The organism is Maribacter sp. ACAM166 (genome assembly GCF_005771495.1).
Classification (GTDB): Bacteria; Bacteroidota; Bacteroidia; order Flavobacteriales; family Flavobacteriaceae; genus Maribacter.
This window is the reverse complement of the sequence record NZ_VAUW01000015.1, coordinates 53,401-74,208: the sequence shown is the minus strand read 5'-3', so window position 1 is coordinate 74,208 and position 20,808 is coordinate 53,401. Positions and strand designations below refer to the sequence as shown.

At 34.9% G+C, this 20,808-nt stretch carries 20 protein-coding genes; 11 read left to right on the top strand and 9 right to left on the bottom strand.

The features are described 5' to 3' along the window. Positions 1–32: 32 nt before the first annotated feature. Complete coding sequence (gene zwf / locus ES765_RS11885) at positions 33–1,565, bottom strand: glucose-6-phosphate dehydrogenase (RefSeq protein WP_138114542.1); 1,533 nt, start codon at positions 1,563–1,565, stop codon at positions 33–35. A 184-nt stretch (positions 1,566–1,749) separates the two neighbouring features. On the opposite strand from zwf, the gene gndA reads away from it, so the two are divergent. From gndA to ES765_RS11865, 4 genes are all read left to right on the top strand, one after another. Next, positions 1,750–3,150, top strand: coding sequence for an NADP-dependent phosphogluconate dehydrogenase (gndA, locus tag ES765_RS11880; protein WP_138114541.1), 1,401 nt, complete (start codon positions 1,750–1,752; stop codon positions 3,148–3,150). A 10-nt stretch (positions 3,151–3,160) separates the two neighbouring features. Continuing rightward, positions 3,161–3,700 carry a DUF3124 domain-containing protein gene (locus tag ES765_RS11875; RefSeq protein ID WP_138114540.1) on the top strand — a complete coding sequence of 180 codons (540 nt, stop codon included), beginning with the start codon at positions 3,161–3,163 and terminating at the stop codon, positions 3,698–3,700. Positions 3,701–3,781: 81 nt separating this feature from the next. Beyond that, on the top strand, positions 3,782–4,588 hold the full coding sequence (locus ES765_RS11870) for an SDR family oxidoreductase (RefSeq protein WP_138114539.1): 807 nt from the start codon (positions 3,782–3,784) through the stop codon (positions 4,586–4,588). 109 nt (positions 4,589–4,697) lie between these two features. Then, complete coding sequence (locus ES765_RS11865; protein WP_138114538.1) at positions 4,698–5,048, top strand: GIY-YIG nuclease family protein; 351 nt, start codon at positions 4,698–4,700, stop codon at positions 5,046–5,048. Positions 5,049–5,225: 177 nt separating this feature from the next. Here ES765_RS11865 and ES765_RS22905 read toward each other — a convergent pair whose 3' ends face one another. From ES765_RS22905 to rpmH, 3 genes are all read right to left on the bottom strand, one after another. Continuing rightward, entirely contained in the window at positions 5,226–5,327 is a 102-nt protein-coding gene (locus ES765_RS22905) for a Pycsar system effector family protein (protein ID WP_410504552.1), read from the bottom strand. Between the two features lie 414 nt (positions 5,328–5,741). Beyond that, positions 5,742–8,594 (bottom strand): carbamoyl-phosphate synthase large subunit, encoded by a 2,853-nt coding sequence (gene carB, locus ES765_RS11860; RefSeq protein WP_138114537.1) that lies wholly within the window; start codon positions 8,592–8,594, stop codon positions 5,742–5,744. An 89-nt stretch (positions 8,595–8,683) separates the two neighbouring features. Continuing rightward, positions 8,684–8,851: a 50S ribosomal protein L34 gene (gene rpmH / locus ES765_RS11855; RefSeq protein WP_027067351.1), complete on the bottom strand. Its 168-nt coding sequence runs from the start codon at positions 8,849–8,851 to the stop codon at positions 8,684–8,686. 253 nt (positions 8,852–9,104) lie between these two features. Here rpmH and ES765_RS11850 point away from each other — a divergent pair, with 253 nt between their 5' ends. Further along, on the top strand, positions 9,105–9,620 hold the full coding sequence (locus ES765_RS11850) for a DUF2892 domain-containing protein (RefSeq protein ID WP_138114536.1): 516 nt from the start codon (positions 9,105–9,107) through the stop codon (positions 9,618–9,620). Position 9,621: 1 nt separating this feature from the next. Here ES765_RS11850 and ES765_RS11845 read toward each other — a convergent pair whose 3' ends face one another. Both ES765_RS11845 and ES765_RS11840 read right to left on the bottom strand, forming a co-directional pair. After that, positions 9,622–10,578, bottom strand: a complete 957-nt coding sequence (locus tag ES765_RS11845; protein WP_138114535.1) for a lytic transglycosylase domain-containing protein — start codon at positions 10,576–10,578, stop codon at positions 9,622–9,624. 64 nt (positions 10,579–10,642) lie between these two features. Further along, positions 10,643–11,305 (bottom strand): alpha/beta hydrolase, encoded by a 663-nt coding sequence (locus ES765_RS11840; RefSeq protein WP_138114534.1) that lies wholly within the window; start codon positions 11,303–11,305, stop codon positions 10,643–10,645. A gap of 176 nt (positions 11,306–11,481) precedes the next feature. On the opposite strand from ES765_RS11840, the gene ES765_RS11835 reads away from it, so the two are divergent. Beyond that, a complete protein-coding gene (locus ES765_RS11835) occupies positions 11,482–11,778 on the top strand; it encodes a GNAT family N-acetyltransferase (protein ID WP_138114533.1) in 297 nt (98 codons plus the stop codon). Between the two features lie 33 nt (positions 11,779–11,811). Here the strand turns inward: ES765_RS11835 and mtaB are convergent, their stop codons facing one another. The 3 genes from mtaB to ES765_RS11820 all read right to left on the bottom strand — a co-directional run bounded on the left by mtaB (position 11,812) and on the right by ES765_RS11820 (position 14,839). After that, a complete protein-coding gene (mtaB, locus tag ES765_RS11830) occupies positions 11,812–13,140 on the bottom strand; it encodes a tRNA (N(6)-L-threonylcarbamoyladenosine(37)-C(2))-methylthiotransferase MtaB (protein ID WP_138114532.1) in 1,329 nt (442 codons plus the stop codon). 93 nt (positions 13,141–13,233) lie between these two features. Further along, complete coding sequence (locus tag ES765_RS11825) at positions 13,234–14,409, bottom strand: GlmU family protein (RefSeq protein WP_138114531.1); 1,176 nt, start codon at positions 14,407–14,409, stop codon at positions 13,234–13,236. Between the two features lie 151 nt (positions 14,410–14,560). Beyond that, the gene (locus tag ES765_RS11820; protein WP_138114530.1) at positions 14,561–14,839 is read right to left on the bottom strand and encodes a type B 50S ribosomal protein L31; all 279 of its coding nucleotides are present in this window, start codon (positions 14,837–14,839) and stop codon (positions 14,561–14,563) included. Between the two features lie 181 nt (positions 14,840–15,020). Here ES765_RS11820 and ES765_RS11815 point away from each other — a divergent pair, with 181 nt between their 5' ends. The 5 genes from ES765_RS11815 to ES765_RS11795 all read left to right on the top strand — a co-directional run bounded on the left by ES765_RS11815 (position 15,021) and on the right by ES765_RS11795 (position 20,803). Next, positions 15,021–15,542 (top strand): DUF4199 domain-containing protein, encoded by a 522-nt coding sequence (locus ES765_RS11815; RefSeq protein ID WP_138114529.1) that lies wholly within the window; start codon positions 15,021–15,023, stop codon positions 15,540–15,542. A 47-nt stretch (positions 15,543–15,589) separates the two neighbouring features. Continuing rightward, entirely contained in the window at positions 15,590–16,552 is a 963-nt protein-coding gene (locus ES765_RS11810; protein ID WP_138114528.1) for a glycosyltransferase family 2 protein, read from the top strand. Between the two features lie 39 nt (positions 16,553–16,591). Next, the gene (locus tag ES765_RS11805) at positions 16,592–18,301 is read left to right on the top strand and encodes a phospho-sugar mutase (RefSeq protein ID WP_138114527.1); all 1,710 of its coding nucleotides are present in this window, start codon (positions 16,592–16,594) and stop codon (positions 18,299–18,301) included. Then, positions 18,301–20,127: an ABC transporter ATP-binding protein gene (locus tag ES765_RS11800; RefSeq protein WP_138114526.1), complete on the top strand. Its 1,827-nt coding sequence runs from the start codon at positions 18,301–18,303 to the stop codon at positions 20,125–20,127. Before ES765_RS11805 ends, ES765_RS11800 begins: the two co-directional genes overlap by 1 nt. Before the next feature lie 133 nt (positions 20,128–20,260). Continuing rightward, complete coding sequence (locus ES765_RS11795) at positions 20,261–20,803, top strand: RNA polymerase sigma factor (protein WP_138114525.1); 543 nt, start codon at positions 20,261–20,263, stop codon at positions 20,801–20,803. The last annotated feature ends 5 nt before the right edge of the window (positions 20,804–20,808 follow it).

Sequence of the window (20,808 nt, the reverse complement as noted above, 5' to 3'; positions counted from 1 at the left end):
TGTAATGTAATTCGAATACTTCTTTTAATAATTTAATCGATAACGCAATACCCAGGATCATCTGCTAAATTTTCACTTGGGTTACGCCATTCCCCAACGCCTTCAATAAGATCATTTGCATTTTCAGGACCCCATACTCCAGCAGCATAACCGTACATTTTAACATTCTTACCTTTTTCCCAATAATTGAGAATAGGATCCACAAAGGCCCATGCAGCTTCAACTTCATCTGCTCTGGCATATAAAGTTGCATCACCTTGCATTGCATCTAGCAATAATCGCTCATAGGCATCCATAACACGCGTTTCGCTTAAACTTGAATAATAAAAATCCATATTAGCACGTTCGACCTCAAAACCTTGCCCAGGAACCTTAACTCCGAATTTTATTAATATGCCTTCATCTGGTTGAATACGAATAATCAATTTATTGTCTTTATTACTCATCCCAGATTCTTTAAAAATCTGATGATGCGGTGTTTTGAAATGAATTACCACTTCGGTTACTTTCGTCGGCATACGTTTTGCCGTTCTTACATAGAAAGGTACATCTGCCCAGCGCCAGTTATCTACAAAAAATTTAATGGCCGCATACGTTTCAGTAGTTGAGTTTTTATCTACCCCGTCCTCTTCTCGATACCCTTTCACCTCTTCACCATCAACCTTAGACGCTACATATTGCGCTCTAATAGTATTATTAAAAAGCGTTTGGTCGTCATTCATGATTTTAAGGGACTTCAACGCCTTAAGTTTTTCGTTTCGTATTTCCTCAGCATTTGCACTCAATGGTGGCTCCATAACAATCAAAGCTACAATCTGTAACAAATGACTTTGAAACATATCTCTCAATGCCCCAGATGTATCGTAATAGCCTCCCCTTTTTTCGACACCAACACTTTCTGCGTTGGAGATTTCTACGTGATGTATGTAGTTTCTGTTCCAAAGTGGTTCGAAAATACTATTAGCAAACCGAGTAACCAATAAGTTCTGTACTGTTTCCTTACCTAAATAGTGGTCTATTCTAAATATTTGTCCTTCCTTAAAATAGGAATGCAGACCATCATTCAATTCCTTCGCCGAATCAAGACTATAACCAAATGGCTTTTCGACAATTAGCCTTCGCCAACCGTTGGTCTCATTGTTCAAACTTTGGTCAGATAAATTTTTTGCTATTGGCTCATACAAACTAGGTGGTGTAGAAAGATAAAAGATATGATTCCCATTCGTACCATATTTTTGATCCAGATCAGAAATACGTTTTTCTAAGCGCTCATAAGAGGTGTCGTAATCAGACCCTAAATCCTCATAAAATAATTTATCTGCAAATTTTTGAATATACTCCTCATCATTATCCTTGCGATCGTCCTCAAAATAGGGGCTTTCCAAGACAACCTTATTCCTAAAGTTCAAGTCGCCTAAATCACTTCTACTCACACCTAATACTACAAAATTGTCGGGAAGATGGTTCCCCTTATATAGATTAAATATTGCAGGTATTAATTTTCTTGCGGTTAAATCTCCAGATGCTCCAAAAATTATGAGCATTTGATTGTCTGTATTCTTCATAAACGCTTTCTATACTTATTATAAAATATATTGATAATAAAAGCAAATTTACGTTGCTTTGCAACTGCATTAACGATTAAAGTCAATATTTTAAATTAATTTTGATTTACACCGAATAGGTTTATGGAATTCCTATTGCAGGATAAATTCCTACAAGTATTGATAACTTTTTAAATATTTTTTTATGTACGATTTTGGTTTGGTAGGTCTTGGAGTAATGGGACGTAATTTTATACTTAATGTAGCCGACAATGGATTTTCCGCTTATGGATATGATTTGGATGTGGAGAAGGTAAATTCTCTGAAAGATGAAGGAGGAGATTTAGATAAAGTTGATGCTTCAACCAATATTAAAACCTTTGTCAAAAATTTAAAACAACCACGAAAAATAATGCTGTTGGTGCCAGCCGGTAAGATTGTAGATGCTGTTATTGAATCGTTACTTCCACATATTGATAAGGGAGATATCATTATTGATGGTGGTAACTCCTTTTTTACCGATACCGATCGTAGAGAAGCTGAATTACAAAATAGGGGTATAAACTTTTTTGGTGCTGGCGTATCAGGTGGTGCAAAAGGTGCACGTAGAGGCCCAAGTATTATGCCCGGTGGCTCAAAACCTGCTTACGAACATATCAAACCAATCTTTGAGGCGGTAGCCGCTAAGTATGAAGGAGAGCCGTGTGTTGCTTATTTAGGCCCTAAATCTGCTGGAAATTACGTGAAAATGGTTCACAACGGTATTGAATATGGATTGATGCAATTAACTTCTGAAATATATGATATCCTTAAAAAAGGAGGGGATTATACTAATGATGAACTTCATTCCACTTTTTCAACATGGAATTCTGGAAGACTACAGTCTTTTCTAGTTGAAATTACTTCTGAAATTTTTGAGCAAGAAGATGACCTTACTAAAGGTCGCTTGGTGGATCAAATATTAGATAAAGCAAAACAAAAAGGTACCGGAAAATGGACTAGCCAAAATGCAATGGACCTAGGTATACCCGTGCCATCGATAGATGTAGCTGTAAGTATGCGAGAACTATCTGCATTAAAAGATGAAAGAATCAAGGCAGATGCGCTCTACGATAGACCTGTAGTGAAACATATGGATAAGGACAAATTGGCCGAGTTATCTGAAAAGGCATTGTATTTCTCTTTTATAATCACCTATGCACAAGGTCTACACCAATTGGCCGATGCTTCTAAAGAATACGGATACAAATTGGATATTTCTGTAATCGCCAAAATATGGCGTGCAGGTTGTATCATACGTGCAGGTTTACTGGCAGATATTACAGAGGCTTTTAAAGCTGAACCTGATTTACCAAACCTTTTACTTTCACCAAACTTTGTTGGCAAGATAAAAGATACTGTAGACGCTGCTAGAAAATTAGTTGCTTTTGGAGCAACAAATGGTATACCGCTACCAGGACTATCAAATTCACTTACGTATTTTGATGGGTATACATCTAGTAAATTACCTTTAAATCTTATCCAAGCACAACGTGATTATTTTGGTTCACATACATACGAGCGAATAGATCGTGAAGGTGTTTTTCACACAGAATGGGGTGCATAAATAGTGAAATTTGAAAAAATCAATCATTTTTATACTAGGTATTTGCCTTTCGTTTACATTTCTGATATCACTTGATTCGTGTAAAGACCCAAAGAAGGAAGAAATGCCTATTGAGATACTCGATGAGCATATGCTTGATAGGAGGATAAACCCGAGCATAATAGATTCGCTAATAAGACAGGTTTATGTACCTATCTATTCTGATATCTATAATCAGACCAGAGATACCAGAACCTTACTCACAGCTACGTTGAGTATTCGAAACACAAGCATTAGAGACAGTCTTTTTGTGAGTACAATAGATTATTATAATACACAGGGAGATTTGGTAAGAAGCTATATTGATTCTCCTATTTTCCTTAAACCAATGGAGTCTATTGACTACGTAATAGAACAACAGGACACTTCTGGTGGTAGTGGGGCAAATTTCATAATAGATTGGTATTCTAAAAAACAATTGAAACCATTATTTCAAGCGGTAATGGTGGGTGGTTTGGGAGCCCAAGCGTTCTCCTTTACAACAGATGGAATTGAGGTAGACCGAGAATAATCGATTTACCTCAATTTATTTGTTTACAACGTTTCTTTGAAAGCATAAAAGAAAAGACCTAGATATTTCTAAGAAAAGTATATGGATAATTTTAAAAATAAAATAGCTCTTATTACTGGTGGAGCTTCCGGTATTGGAGAAATCATGGCTCGATTACTAATGGAACGTGACGCTACTGTTATCATTTGGGATATAAATGAAGAAAATTCAGAAAAGGTCAGATTGAAGTATTCATCTTTAGGAAAGCTCACCGTAATGAAGGTTGATGTTTCTAATAGTTCAGAAATAAAAAACGCTGCTTCACAAGTACTATCAGATTTTGGTGGTATTGATGTTTTAATTAACAATGCAGGTATCATTGTAGGTACTTATTTCCATGAACATTCAAAAGTAGATATTGCAAATACAATGAATATTAATGTGAATGCTCCCATCCTTATCACTCATGCATTTATTGATACTATGTTGTCTAAAAATTCAGGACATATCTGTAATATTTCCTCCTCTGGCGGTTTACTATCTAATCCAAAAATGTCTGTTTATGTAGCCAGTAAATGGTCATTGATTGGCTTTTCAGATAGTTTACGTCTAGAAATGGAACAACTAAACAAGAATATTAAGGTAACTACAATAATGCCTTATTATATTAATACAGGCATGTTTGAGGGTGTAAAGTCTAAAATCCCCATTCTTGACCCAGAAGCAACCGCTTTAACCATCATCAAATCCATAGCCAAGGAGAAAAAAATGGTTTCAATTCCTGGATATATTTATCGGGTAACCCGATTCGCTCAAGCCATTTTACCCGTTTCAATTTTTGATTGGTTTACTGGAAACGTATTGGGTATTTATAAAACGATGGACCATTTTAAGGGTAGAAAAAATTAACCTCCTCACTACTAATCAAGTTTTTGGACAATTCAAATATATTATTAGTATCAACCCTAAGGCATATTATCAAGTTTCAAAATTTAAAAACCAAAGCAAAACGTATTTTATGCCCAACTTCAAATACAGCATTTATGTAATTGAATTATCTAAGAAGGTCTATACTGAAAATAGAAAGTTTAGAGAAGCCAACCCACAGTTTAATGGCGTCTTAGAGTGTTTATATGTAGGTATGACAAGTAAGACACCTAAAGAACGCTTTGAACAACATAAAAAAGGAGCTGTAAGCAAAAAGGGGCATAACCTTTCTTCTTCTATTGTTAATAAATATGGTTTATACCTACGTGGTAGTCTATACAATCACATAGGGCCTATTTCAACAAAAACAGAAGCCTTAAAAATGGAAGCGCAACTAGCAATCGAGCTACGGCGAAAAAGATATGCTGTCTGGTACAATTAGCATTCAAGCACCCCCTCTATTAGCTTATCAGTTTAAAAACAATAGCTCGTTAAGCTATTAGACTATTTATTAAGGTGTTGGTTTAACTGCATCTAAAAGCTCTTCTTCCATACCCTTATATTTGAGAGCAAATCCAAACGTTATCACAGATAATATGACATCTACAAGAAAGATGGTTTAAGTCCACCTTAATAATCTATACTTATACTGAAGTATTTTACCGAGGTAATACAAATCCATACTTAAAAAATCATAAATTGACTCTTTACGTTTAATCAAATGATAAGTTCAACCTGTAAGTGCAACACATGTATTATTTAGGACTTCAATTGAGTGATTTAGTTAAAAATCATCCGCAGAAAAAATAGCGCCAGACGAATACCGAGTTGTTGGTTTACTAGTTGGCTTTTGTCTAAAAATAAAATTTAAAACAATTAGCTTCAACAAATGAACTTTAAGTTATGGAAGCTTCAGACTTGATACCTTTTCACAACTGATAGTAGCTTATACAATTAGAGCCACACGTATAAAAATGTGGACAGTAGTAGGGTGTTTATCGACTTTAATAAAGATTTTATAATCCATATTAACAACGCCGGAAGTAAAGAAATTTTGATATGAAATGAAGAAGGAAAACTATAGTATAAGCCACGTTTTCCTTCTATCTAATTCTTAACATTTAAAAATGTGCACTTATTTACTCAAGTACATTTTACGTCTAGCATAAAGATTATAAAACTCATCATCCTTTAAACTATCTATAAAAAGAATACTTTCTCCAGTACTCTTCATCTCTGGACCCAAATTTTTATTCACATTAGGGAATTTATTGAACGAAAATACCGGCTGCTTAATAGCAAAACCTTCAAGCTGAGGGTTAAAATTAAAATCCTTCACTTTCTTCTCACCCAACATAACCTTAGTGGCATAATTTACATAAGGCTCCTTATAGGCTTTTGCTATAAAAGGCACTGTACGCGATGCTCTTGGGTTCGCTTCAATGATGTAAACAACTTCATCTTTTATAGCGAACTGTATGTTAATCAGACCTACTGTGTTTAAAGCCAACGCAATTTTTTTAGTATGGTCTTTAATCTGCTGCATTACCAATTCTCCTAGGTTGAAGGGCGGCAAAGTGGCATTTGAGTCTCCAGAATGTATACCACAAGGCTCAATATGCTCCATTATACCTATGATATATACATCTTCTCCATCACAAATAGCATCAGCTTCAGCTTCTATTGCTCCATCTAGGTAATGATCTAACAACAGTTTGTTATTTGGTATTTTACGTAGAAGATCCACAACGTGTTCTTCAAGTTCTTGCTTGTTGATTACAATTTTCATCCCTTGTCCACCTAACACGTAAGACGGTCGAACTAATAACGGGAAGTCCAAATCATCAGAAAGCACCAATGCTTCATCGGCTGTTTCTGCAATACCGAATTGAGGAAACGGTATATTATTAGCTAGTAGAAGTTCTGAGAAATGTCCTCTGTCTTCTGCTAAATCTAAAGACTCAAAACTTGTACCAATAATTTTTATACCATACTTGGATAGTTTCTCTGCCAATTTAAGCGCCGTTTGACCACCTAACTGAACAATAACTCCTTCTGGTTTTTCATGACGAATAATGTCATAGATATGTTCCCAAAAAACTGGTTCAAAATAAAGCTTATCTGCTATATCAAAATCGGTCGAAACCGTTTCTGGGTTGCAATTAATCATAATGGTTTCATAACCACATTCAGCTGCTGCCAAAACACCGTGTACACAGCAATAATCAAACTCTATTCCTTGACCTATTCGGTTTGGTCCAGATCCTAGTACTACAATTTTTTTCTTATCAGAAACGATACTATCATTTTCAACATACCGCGTTCCATCGGGCTTTTCAATCTCTGCTTCAAAAGTTGAATAATAATAAGGAGTCATCGCCTTAAATTCGGCTGCACATGTATCTACTAACTTATAGACCCTATTTATGTTTAATTCCGTACGCTTATTGTATACCTCACTCTCATAGCAATCTAACATATGCGCTATTTGCCGGTCAGCAAATCCTTTCTGTTTTGCTTCTAATAACAACTCTTTGGAGAGCGTAGCAATAGTATATTTTGAAATTTCTTTCTCCAAGAAATGAAGCTCTTCATATTGTTTTAGAAACCACATATCTATTTTAGTAATCTCGTGTATCCTACTCAAGGGAATTCCTATTTGAATAGCATCGTAGATTACAAAAACGCGATCCCAGCTTGGAATAGTCAATTTACTGATTATCTGTTCATAATTCCTATACCCCTTACCATCAGCTCCTAAACCATTTCGTTTTATTTCTAAGGATTGTGTTGCTTTGTGCAATGCCTCTTGAAATGATCGGCCGATACCCATAACTTCTCCTACGGATTTCATCTGCAATCCTAAAGTTCTATCAGAACCTTCAAACTTGTCAAAATTCCATCGTGGTATTTTTACGATTACATAATCTAAAGTTGGTTCGAATAAAGCGGAAGTAGATTTAGTAATCTGATTATCCAGTTCATCTAACGTATACCCAATAGCCAATTTAGTCGCTATTTTTGCAATAGGATATCCTGTTGCCTTAGATGCCAAAGCCGATGACCTTGAAACCCTTGGGTTTATTTCGATTGCAATTATATCTTCTTTCTCATCTGGACTAACTGCGAACTGCACATTACATCCACCTTCAAAATCCCCAATACTGCGCATCATGTGTATTGCCATATCACGCATTTTCTGATATGTTCTATCAGACAATGTCATAGCCGGTGCAACCGTTATAGAATCTCCTGTATGAATACCCATTGGGTCCATATTCTCAATGGTACAGATTATAACAACGTTGTCATTCTTATCCCGTAACAATTCTAACTCATATTCTTTCCAACCCATTAAGGCCTTATCGATCATGACTTCGTGAATTGGTGAAATTTCCAATCCGTAGCTTAAAAGTTCATCAAAATCTTCCGCCTTATATACTATAGAAGCTCCCGCTCCACCTAGTGTATATGAGGCTCTAATTACTAAGGGAAAGCCAAACTCTTGAGCTATCTCCTTTCCCTTTAAGAAAGACGTGGCTGTTGCTTGCGGTGCCATACCAATACCAATTTTCAGCATCAGTTCCCTAAACTGTTCCCTATCTTCTGTGACATTAATGGCATCGATATCGACACCAATCAACTCAACACCATAATCTTCCCAAATTCCCTTTTTATCAGCTTCAATACAAAGATTTAAAGCCGTTTGACCGCCCATTGTAGGCAAAACTGCATCTATTTGAGGATGAGCTTTTAGAATTTCAACTATTGATTTTGTGGTCAATGGTTTCAAATACACATGATCCGCCATTGTTGGATCTGTCATAATAGTGGCTGGGTTACTATTAATCAAAATAGTTTCAATACCATCTTCACGTAATGATCGCAATGACTGACTACCTGCATAATCAAATTCACACGCCTGACCAATCACGATAGGTCCAGATCCTATTAATAAAATGGAGTTTAAATCTTTTCTTTTTGGCATTTTTGAACTTTGTATTTTGGGAATTGGACAAAAAAAAGGTGTTACTTTAAGAAAAGTAACACCAAAATATTTTAAAAACTATCTAATCATTATTTTTTATGTCTTGTTTCAGAGGAAACAGTCAATTTCTTTCTTCCTTTCGCTCTTCTTCTTGCAAGAACCTTTCTTCCGTTTACGGAAGCCATACGCTCACGAAAACCATGTTTGTTCTTTCTCTTTCTTTTTGACGGCTGATATGTTCTTTTTTGTCCGGGCATCTCTTAAACCTTTTCTATTATTTGATATTTTACAGAATCCTCTGTGAAACTGGGCGCAAATATACAAAGAGTTTTTTCTTTGGCAAGGGTTATGAAAAAAATATTTTTATAAATCCGTACGTCTGTAAACCTAGCTTTTGACTATTTTTGCCAAAATTAAATCTAGATACTTTAGTGCTTTATTTTTACCAAGGTTACCAACTAGTATTAAAAAATTTTGGTTCGCTATCAATTAGATAAAAATCTACGTTATATGTTCAATAAAAATTTAAAATTAGTCATCGCAGGACTAATCATCGCTTTTGCCATATATCAATTTATAGAAGGTAATATAGGTAATGGCATTTCTCTAATTCTATTATCCTCGATTTTTATCTTCTTATATTTTAGAAATGAAATCATACTTTTAGCCTTTTTACGAATGCGAAAACAAGATTTGACCGGTACAAAAAATTGGTTGGATAAAATTAAACGTCCAGAGGCTTCACTAACCGTAAAACAACAAGGTTATTACAACTACCTACATGGCATCATTTTTTCGCAAACGAATCTTACCCAGGCAGAGAAGTATTTCAAAAAAGCGTTGAAGCTTGGTCTTACTATGGATTATGACGTTGCGATGGCAAAACTAAGTCTTGCCGGTATTGCTATGCAAAAAAGGCGCAAAAGAGAAGCTACCATGTTACTTAATGAAGCGAAGAAATTAGACAAAAACAATATGTTGACTGACCAGATAAAAATGATGCAGAAACAAATGAAAAAAATCTAAACTACTTGCTCGTTCTATAATATCCTTTATTAGGTATTGCTACTGTGTATTTTTTACCAGAATTATTGTTTAAATGCGGCTCTCTTAACCATGGATTGTGGCGTTTTAATATCTTGTAATTTATTTCATATTCCTGGGCAAAATCTGCAAAATCAGCTACCGGTTTATCTATTTCAACTGTAAAAGTCGGTACATCCACATACATATCTTCCTTTTCTATATGAAAGCCATACTTTTCTGGGTTGGCTAAGATTTCCTTTATTGCCATAATTCTAAAAACATATCGACCCGTTTCACTGCCTAAAAGTAAATCCCAGTAATTATCAACCTGTTGAATGCCCATATATTTATTAATAGCTCCTGGTCCAGCATTATACGCAGCAGCAGTTAATGCCCAACTACCATATTTGTCTTTCCATCTATTTAAATACTCGCAAGCCACTTCAGTTGATTTTTCCAAATGATAACGTTCATCAACATTTGAATTCACTTCAAGGCCATATTCCCGACCTGTTGCTCTCATAATCTGCCAAAAACCTGTTGCTCCTGCAGGAGAAACTACATTGGTCAAACCGCTCTCTGCTACTGCCAAGTATTTAAAATCATCTGGAATCCCATTTTTCGCTAGTATAGGCTCAATGATTGGAAAATATTTATTGGCTCGTTTCATTAACAAAAGTGCATTTGATTGCCAATAGGTATTTACCAAAAATTCGCGATCAACACGCTCCATAATCTCAGGATCAGCTTGTGGTACCTTTTCCCCTGCAAAATTTAAATCTTGAGGTATATCGATGGATGAAATTCTATATTCTTTAGCTACATTTTTCTGAAGACTATCAGTAACAATTTTAGTATCGTTTTCTGCACCTGATCCTGTCGCTTGAACTGCAAATATTAATGTTCCTGCTAAAAATACGACGCCCATTAACATCAGTATGTTTTTTATGATTTTCATGATTCTTATTTTATAAATTATTTCTTTCAACATTGTATAAACCAAAGGTATATATAGAACTATCTTATTCCAAAATAATTGTTGGTAAGTTCTCGTTAAACCATTTTGCCCGATGAATGATCATCGTATGTGTTCCATTTTGTACAGGTATGCAATCTTCAATATTTATGATTGGAAAAACAGTGTCTTTTTCGCCATGTATATGTACTAAATTTTCTGGTGGCACTTTTTGCTGCCAATTCACCAATTTATCTATACACCAATCAATATAGCTTTTATCCCTAATAGATAAATAACGCTCATAAAGCGCCAATCTTTTAACTACAGACTCCCCAAAAGCATACTTGGCCAAAAGTTCTACATTATTAACTAAACCTGTAGGTAGTAATTTATGAATTCTAGTATATCTTGCGAAAAGCATTTTATTCGGAAGTTCGCTACTTCTCTTAACACTAGATATAATAATCACCTTTCTTACATTAATATATTTTGACATTTCTTGAACTAGCAATCCGCCCAACGAAACACCCAATAAGACAGCGTCATCAAATTCAACTTTAGAGCACATAGTCTTAGCGTAATCTGAAAAAGAAATACCACGCTCTGGTATACTCCATTCTAAGAAATGCAATTTAAATGTATCTTCTGGCAGTTTAATATATTCAAAAATAGCAGAACTAGCAGCCATACCAGGCATACAATATATATGTATTTTATTGTCATTCATAGATGTCAAACGTAGTATAAGATAGGAAATTAGTAATTTTTTAACTACTTTTGAAATAGAATGCTAAAATCACCTATCTTCATGGGTTGTAATCTTTACAGCAATTCAAAAATAGTTAATTACGATATGAGAACATCGTAATTTTTTTGTCTCGTAGCAACACTAAAATAATCTATATGAACGATGTTATTATCAAGGACAATTCTTTTTTGCGTCAATTTGAAACGACCGTAGATGGTCATCTTGCCAGAATCGAATACTCTTCTCAAGAACGTAAAGTCTTTCTGACCAAACTAGTAGTTCCTGAAGAAATTACCGACGAAGGTTTTAGAGAAAATTTCATCAAAGCTGTTCTAAATACCATTCAAGAAAGGAATCTTAGAGTGGTTCCTACAAGTCCGCACATCGCAGGATTTTTAAGAAAAAACCGATTACAGTACAAAGAAATGTTACCCATCGGTATTCGTATCTAAAAAACTAAAAGCCTTTCACATGAAAGGCTTTTTTTATACTTCTGCTTTTTTATTGACAAAATCAAATCGCACTAGACCATCGTTGTCTATTTCCTTTAACTTCACCTGGTGAAGCGTATTTACCAACTCTGGATTCCATGGAGATTTCACTTTTACATAATTCTCAGTAAAACCATGAATATAGCCTTCCTTATTTTCTCCCTCGAACAAAACAGTAAGTTCATTACCAATTTGCCGCTCATAAAAAGCCCTTCTTTTTTTTACGGATAAGCCACGTAACATTTTACTTCTCTTGCTTCTTACTTTTTTAGGCACTACACCGTTCATAGTAGCTGCCGGCGTATTATCACGTTCAGAATAGGTGAAAACATGTAAATAAGAGATATCTAAATCATTTAAAAAATGATACGTCTCTAAAAAATGCTCTTCGGTTTCGCCAGGAAACCCAACAATAACATCTACACCAATACAACAGTCAGGCATTACTGCTCTAATTTTTTGAACCCGCTCCGTATATAGGCTCGTCATATACCGACGCTTCATTAACCTCAATAAAGCATCACTTCCACTTTGTAATGGTATATGAAAATGAGGAACGAAGGTTTTACTTTGAGCAACAAATTCAATTGTTTCATTTTTTAAAAGATTAGGCTCAATAGATGAAATTCGTAAGCGATGAATTCCTTCCACACCATCCAATGCTTTCACAAGATCTAAAAATGTATGTTCATGCTTCTTATTTCCAAACTCACCTTTACCGTAATCACCTATATTTACTCCCGTTAAAACAATTTCCTTAATACCCTGTGCCGAAATATCAGCAGCATTTTTCAAAACATTATTTAATGTTTCGCTCCTAGATATACCACGAGCTAAAGGAATAGTGCAATAGGTACATTTATAATCACAACCATCTTGTACTTTTAAAAATGCCCTGGTCCTATCACCAATTGCATAACTACCTACATAAAAATCGGCATCGGCTATTTCACATGAATGTACTTCACCGTAGTCGTTTTTAGTTAAATCATTAATGTAATCTGTGATTTTAAATTTTTCAGTTGCCCCAAGCACTAAATCCACACCATCAACATCAGCTAATTCTTCTGGTTTTAATTGTGCATAACAGCCAACGGCAGCTATAAAGGCCTTTTCATTTATTTTTTGAGCCTGTTTTACGATTGTCTTGAATTTTTTATCCGCATTATCAGTTACAGAGCAGGTATTAATGACATACATATCTGCCTTTTCAGTAAAATCTACACGGTCAAATCCTTCATCTACAAAACTTCGGGCTATCGTGGAGGTTTCTGAAAAATTCAACTTACAACCTAAAGTATAAAAGGCTACCTTTTTTTTCATCGAATAAAATATTTCTTACGGATTGTAAAAGTACTTAAAGTTAGTCGGGTCTAAAAAGACCTTACTGCATGATATTTGCAGTCTACAAAATTCTTAATACATTCTCCATTTTTCGGTTATTTTAAAAACATGTTGAAGAATATTAGCCTCCACATCATCAAACTCCACTCCCTTTCGAGCCATCATAACCTTAGCGGCTTCAAAAGCCTTTTCTGGCAGATATGAAGTAAATCCTGATGCTCCTCCCCAACTAAAACTAGGAACAAAATTTCTAGGAAACCCTGGTACATAAATATTTGAGTTAACCCCAATCACAGTGCCCGTATTAAACATCGTATTAATCGCAGCCTTACTATGGTCACCCATCATGAGACCGCAAAACTGCAAACCGGTTTGTTCAAAACTTTCCGTCGCATAATTCCACAAGCGCACCTTGGCGTAATTATTTTTAAGGTTAGAGTTGTTTGAATCAGCACCTATATTACACCATTCTCCTAAAACAGCATTTCCTAAATAGCCCTCATGACCTTTACTTGAATATCCAAAAATGACCGAGTTACTTATCTCACCACAAACCTTACTGTAAGGCCCTATTGTAGTAGCACCATACAACTTACCTCCCATTTTTACAATTGCATGTTCACAAAGCGCAAGTCCGCCACGTATGAGACTACCTTCCCATATTTCAGAATTTTTACCTAAATAAATTGGTCCATCCGTGGCATTCAGAATACTGAATTCTACTTTTGCTCCTTCTTCAAGAAAAATTCGCTCTGAATGTATTAACCGATTTGTTTTTGAAATTGGCTGACTAGTTCGTCCTTTGGTAAGGAAATCAAAATCAGATTGTAAAATCTCAGCATTTTTTTCGAAAATATTCCACGTATTTTTAATCTGTACGAAAGTAGATTCAAATTCTATTCTATTAAATTCGCTTAGTTGTTCGACACTCTTTGGCTCACTACCATAATAGGCAATGACAAGCTCATTCACTATCAACACATCGCCAATCTTTAAAATACTAACCGCCTTAACCAATTCTAATGTAGGCAAAATAGATGCATCTATAAATACGTTTAAATCCTCTAAATGAATAGGGTATTTTACGTTAAGATAATCTTCTGTGTAAGAAGTCATTGAAACCCCCAAGAAGACTTCCCACCGTTCCCGCAAAGTCATTATACCAACACGAATTTCTGAAACTGGGCGTGTAAATGTAAATGGCAATAAATAATCCCTTTGTGGGCCGTCAAAAAGAATATAATTCATGCAAGATGATTTTTATCAAATTTAACAAATATCTCTATAGCTACTATATTTTATGGTTAAGTGTACTCAAAACCAAGTTGAATAAAAAAAACGCCCTCGAAGACTTTCGAGGGCGCTATATTCTATGAAAGAATAGTAAATTAAAAAACTTCTAGTCTTCTTCTTCTTCTTTTTTATCTTCCTTTATAAATTTCTTGTACTTGTTCTTAAATTTATCGATACGCCCTGCAGTATCCAAATATTTAGCTTTACCTGTATAAAAAGGATGTGATGTTCTTGAAATTTCCAATTTCACCAATGGATATTCAACACCTTCAACCTCTATAGTTTCTTTAGTATCAGCTGTTGATTTTGTCAAAAATACTTCTTCATTGGACATGTCCTTGAAGGCCACTATCCTATAATTTTCTGGGTGTATGTCTTTTCTCATTTTGAAAACTTTATTGCACCCATTCCGACGGGCACTCATTTTAAGCTTGCAAATTTAATAAAAAACTCTAAATGAACAATCAGAAACGCTGAAAAATATTCAAAATAAATTTGATCACTTTTGTAACATTATTTAATCTATCGATACTCATAAGATAATCAACCTTTAATTAATAAAAATCATGGAAGAGAATAAACCAGAAACTGGAAAATTCGCATTGAATTACGGAGTACTTACAGGTACCATTGGCGTAGTATTCGCTATTATGTTATTCACTATGAATATGCATTACGACCAAAGTATTGGGGTACAGGTAACTCAAACATTAATATTAGCCGCAGGTATTGTTATTGGAATTTTACAATTCAAAAAAGAAGGCGGCGGACTTTTAAGTATTTCACAAGCCTTGAAAGTAGGTGCCGGTGTTGCATTAATAGCAGGTATAATTGGACTAATTTGGTTTTTTGTCCTTTCTAATATTTTAGAACCAGGGTATATGGACAAAGTGCTTGAAATTGGTAAAGTAAAGGCCATGGAACAAAATCCAAATCTTACAGAAGAACAGATTGATCAAGGTATTGAAATGCAAAAGAGTTTTGCTTGGATTTCGTATCCTGTAATTCTTATCATGAACATTGTAATCGGTTTAATTGTTGGCCTTATTACGGGTTTAATCGTGAAAAAAGAAGAAGCTGCTTATTAATACCTAAGTAATTGTAGTATTTTTGGTGGCAACACCAGAAGTAGCGCATGCAGTTATCTATAGTAATTCCATTACTTAACGAAGAAGAATCTCTCAAAGAACTTCATGATTGGATTGTATCCGTAATGCAATCCAATTATTTTTCTTATGAAATACTCTTTGTAGATGATGGCAGTACAGATGAATCTTGGAACATCATATCTGATCTTGCAAAAACAAACCCCGCGGTAAAAGGAATTCATTTTCAGCGGAATTTCGGAAAGTCACAAGCCCTACATGCAGGGTTTAGAGCTGTAAAAGGTGATGTCATCATTACCATGGATGCTGATTTGCAAGATAACCCAGAAGAAATACCAGAACTTTATCAGATGATTACCGAGGGTGATTATGAACTGGTCTCTGGCTGGAAAAAGAAACGTTTTGATTCTATAATTTTCAAAAACACTCCTTCTAAATTATTTAATTGGGCAGCAAGAAGAACGTCTGGCGTTCGATTACATGATTTTAATTGTGGCTTAAAAGCATATGCAAAAGACGTTGTTAAAAATATTGAGGTCTCTGGCGAAATGCATCGATACATTCCTGTATTGGCAAAAAATGCCGGTTTTACCAAAATTGGCGAAAAAGTAGTGAAACATCAAGCTCGTAAGTACGGAAAAACAAAATTTGGTATGGAGCGCTTTATAAATGGCTTTTTAGATTTACTTACCATTTGGTTTGTTTCAAAGTTTGGAAAACGTCCAATGCATCTATTTGGTGCTTTAGGCGTTTTAATGTTCTTAATTGGTTTCGGTTTTGCTCTTTATTTAGGTATTGATAAACTGTTTATCAATCAATTTGGTAGATTAATTACAGATCGCCCACAGTTCTATCTCTCATTAATCGCTATGGTCATAGGTACACAATTGTTCTTAGCCGGTTTTATCGGTGAAATATTAATCCGTTCGAAAAAGGAAGAAAATAGGTATATTGTCTCTGAAGAAATAAATAGTTCACTTTCTGAAAACTAAAACTCTCATTAACTTAATAGTATATAAAACTTTACCACTATGGATACTATCCTAAATACTGCCAAAACGTGGCTAACCGATTTCTTTGACCCAGCAGTTAAAAAAGAAATAGAACACCTTATTGCAAACGATAGAGAGGAGCTAAACGACCGTTTTTATAAAAACATGGAATTTGGTACTGGAGGCATGAGAGGTGTTATGGGCGTTGGAACAAACCGTATCAATAAATACACCTTAGGTAAAAGCACTCAAGGCCTGAGTAATTACCTGAATGAGGTTTATAAAAGTGAAGAAATTAAAGTGGTAATCGCTTTCGATTGTCGCCACCACAGTGATACTTTAGCCAGAACAGTAGCAGAAGTATTTTCTGCAAATAATATTAAAGTATATCTATTCTCTGACCTTCGAACCACACCTGAGCTTTCTTTTGCTGTGAGGCACTTAAACTGTCATGCAGGTATTGTTTTGACAGCTTCACACAACCCACCTGAATATAATGGATATAAGGTGTATTGGACAGATGGCGGACAAATAGTTCCACCACAGGATGAATCGATTATATCAGAAATCAATTCACTTGATTTTGAAGACATTAAGTTTAAAGCCAATGAAAATCTCATTCAAGTTATTGATAAAGAAGTAGATGAAGCCTTTATTGAACAATCCGTTAAAAATGGAAATTTTAATGCCGATGGAAAAGATGATTTCAAAATTGTTTTCACTGCACTCCACGGAACATCGATAACAGCAATACCAGAAGTGCTTAAACGTGCTGGATATAAAAATGTAACCATTATTGAGGAGCAGGCTAAACCAGATGGTAATTTTCCAACTGTGAAATCCCCTAATCCAGAGGAACCGGAAGCTTTATCTATGGCCGTTAAAAAGGCTGAAGAAATTGGTGCTGATATGGTGGTTGGTACAGATCCAGATAGTGACCGTTTAGGAATTGCCGTTCGTAATTTGGATGGTAAAATGGAAATCGTCAATGGAAATCAGGCGATGGTACTTATGACCAAATTTCTTTTGGACAAAACGAAAGCAAAAGGATTTAAAGGCAATGAGTTTATAGCTACCACCATTGTTTCAACACCAATGATGGAAGAAATGGCGAAGGCTTATGGTATTGAGTTCAAAACTGCATTGACAGGATTCAAATGGATCGGTAAAATGATAAAAGATTTTCCTCAATCTAAATTTGTTGGTGGTGGTGAGGAGAGTTTTGGCTACATGGTCGGTGATTTTGTACGGGATAAAGATGCTGTAACCTCTACCCTACTCGCCTGTGAAATTGCTGCCCAAGCAAAAGCCAATGGCAGTTCTTTTTACAAAGATTTGATTGATTGTTATATTCAATTCGGTTTTTATAAGGAACATTTGGTATCCATTACCAAAAAAGGAATTAGTGGTGCAGAAGAAATCAAGCAAATGTTAAAAAATTTCAAAGAAAATCCTGTAGATTCCGTTGCTGGCTCCAAAGTAAAATGGATAGAGGATTATAATACTTCTACTGCTACTAATGTTTTAACTGGTAGTGAGAAACCTATTGATATTCCAAAATCAAATGTATTAATATATGAGACGGAAGATGGCACTAGAATAGCGGCAAGACCAAGCGGTACCGAACCAAAAGTTAAATTTTATATTAGCACCAATACAAAATTAGATAAAGCAGAAAATTATAATAAAGTTTCAGCTGAACTTGATGCTAAAATCAAAAGTATTTTAGCTGAGCTTAATTTAGTTTAATGGATTATTTTAAAAAGATTCTTCGCTTTGCGAAACCGTATCGCATTTTTGCCATACTTAATATTATTGCCAACATCTTTTATGCACTATTTGCTACACTAGCGATGGTTTCATTATTTCCGATGCTTGCAGTACTTTTTGGCCAAACAGAAAAAGTAAATATTGCACCGGAGTGGAAAGGCTTTTCACACGCAAAAGATTACTTACAAGATTTGCTAAACTTTTTTGTAACCAGTAAAGCTAATGAAGGAGAGGGACAGGCCTTAATCTTCATGGTAACATTAGTAATAACCATGTTTTTTTTAAAAAACCTTTTTGGTTATTTGGCTATGTATTTTATAACTTTTTTACGGAATGGAGTATTAAAGGATTTAAGAAATGAGCTTTACGAGAAAACGGTAAGCTTACCAATCTCTTTTTATTCCGAAAAACGAAAAGGTGATACAATTGCTCGAATTACTTCTGATGTATTAGAGATTCAACATTCCTTTTTATCAATTCTTGAACTAATTGTCAGAGAACCTTTAACGTTGTTATTTACCATTTTAGCAATGCTTGCGATAAGTGCCAAGCTAACTTTATTTGTATTCATTTTTCTTCCTGTTTCCGGTTATCTAATATCGCTAATTGGTAAATCTTTGAAAAGAAAATCTGATAAGGTTCAAAAAGAGCAAGGTCTTTTTCTATCAATTCTAGAAGAAACCTTAAGTGGGTTAAAAGTGATTAAAGCATTTAATGCTGAAACCAAATTCTCGAATACTTTTAAAGAATCTACGAAACGATTCTATCAGTTCTCAAACAGCCTTTTGAACAGACAAAATTTAGCATCTCCAACTAGTGAATTTTTTGGCATAGCTGCCATCGGAGTAATTTTATGGTATGGTGGTAAAATGGTATTGATTGACAAATCCTTACAGCCGGAGTTATTTATTACCTATATGGGTTTAGCTTATCAGATACTAACGCCTGCTAAGGCAATCAGTAAAGCATCCTACGGAGTTAAAAAAGGGAATGCAGCAGCTGAACGAGTATTAGAAATATTGGAATCTGAAAATCCGATTTCTGAAGTTGAAAGTCCGATTGACCAAAAATCATTTGATCATGCTATTTCCATTCAAAATATCTCTTTTAAGTACGAGGATGATTACGTTCTAAAGAATTTCAATTTAACCGTTAGAAAGGGAAGCACCGTTGCCTTGGTAGGCCAATCTGGTAGCGGGAAAAGCACCCTTGCCAATCTTGTAACACGGTTTTATGATGTTAACGAAGGAGAGATTTCTATAGATGGTAACAATATTAAAGACCTGAGTAAAAAATCGCTTCGTAGCCTCTTGGGCCTTGTCACCCAAGATTCTATTTTATTTAACGATACGATAAAAAACAACATCGGCTTAGGAAAAGAAAATGCCACACAAGACGAAATTATCGAAGCTGCTAAAATTGCAAATGCGCACGATTTTATAATGAATTTACCCAAAGGTTACGAAACTAATATTGGCGATAGTGGCAACAAATTAAGTGGCGGACAAAAACAGCGACTCTCTATTGCAAGGGCGGTTTTAAAAAATCCTCCGATAATGATTTTAGACGAAGCTACTTCTGCCTTAGATACAGAAAGCGAACGTTTAGTTCAAGATGCATTAGAAAAAATGATGCAAAATAGAACTTCGATTGTTATAGCCCATCGCTTATCTACCATTCAAAATGCCAATACAATTGTTGTGCTTCATAAAGGCGAAATTGTGGAACAAGGCACTCATACAGAATTAATGCAGCTACAAGGAACTTATAAAAAATTGGTTCAAATGCAATCGCTAAGCGCTTAAATCTTCCATTTTAAAAGCAATGTATTCCTTAATAAATATTTCTTAGTATTCGTAATTCTACCTTAAACTTGGGTAGACAGTTAAACCTTTGGTTAACTTTATAGTCCAATTACTAAACAAACCTCAAAGCCAATTGATTGTAGAGGAAACATTTGTACAGGACTTAAAAACCAAGAATACACAAGCGCAAGCGTTTGAAGTACTGGTTAACACATACAAAGAACGTTTATACTGGCAAATTCGAGGTATTGTGCTAAACCATGATGATGCAGATGATGTTTTGCAGAATACATTCATAAAAATCTATAAAAACATTAATGGTTTTAAAGGGGACAGCAAGCTCTTTTCTTGGATGTACAGAATAGCAACCAATGAAGCATTAAATTTCATCAAGCAAAGGTCTAATTTACAAGGTATAACCGATATAGATTATCAAGAAAAATTAGTCTCCAATTTGCAGGCGGACGTTTATTTTGAAGGTGATGAAATTCAATTAAAGCTTCAACAAGCCATAGCTACCTTGCCTGAGAAACAAAAATTGGTATTCAATATGAAATACTTTCAAGAATTGAAATATGAAGAAATTTCAGCAATATTAGAAACTTCAGTCGGTGGTTTAAAAGCATCCTATCATTTAGCCGTAAAAAAAGTGGAACAGTATTTGAAAACAGATTAAACTAT